The organism is Paenibacillus hemerocallicola, from assembly GCF_006265175.1.
Classification (GTDB): Bacteria; Bacillota; Bacilli; order Paenibacillales; family NBRC-103111; genus Paenibacillus_AB; species Paenibacillus_AB hemerocallicola.
Genome location: NZ_VDCQ01000064.1, coordinates 1 through 212, shown reverse-complemented (window position 1 = coordinate 212; position 212 = coordinate 1). Strand labels below are relative to the sequence as shown.

The 212-nt window shown below is 52.4% G+C and carries 1 rRNA gene (running past one end of the window); it reads right to left on the bottom strand.

What is annotated here, in order from left to right:
* A 5S ribosomal RNA gene (gene rrf / locus FE784_RS31800) occupies positions 1–90 on the bottom strand; it reaches 20 nt to the left of the window's first position.
* Between the last annotated feature and the right edge of the window lie 122 nt (positions 91–212).

Sequence of the window (212 nt, the reverse complement as noted above, 5' to 3'; positions counted from 1 at the left end):
CCCTGCGGTCCAAGTACCATTGGCGCTGGAGGGCTTAACGGTCGTGTTCGGGATGGGAACGCGTGGATCCCCTCCGCCATCATCACCAAACGATGTGTTTCAGGTACTACGGGGCTCCCCGGAAAGTAATCGGATTAAGCTTTGCAGCTTAACGTCACTTTTTGGGGAACTGGTTATTCCCTGAAAACTGAATGCGAAACGAATCGAGTTGT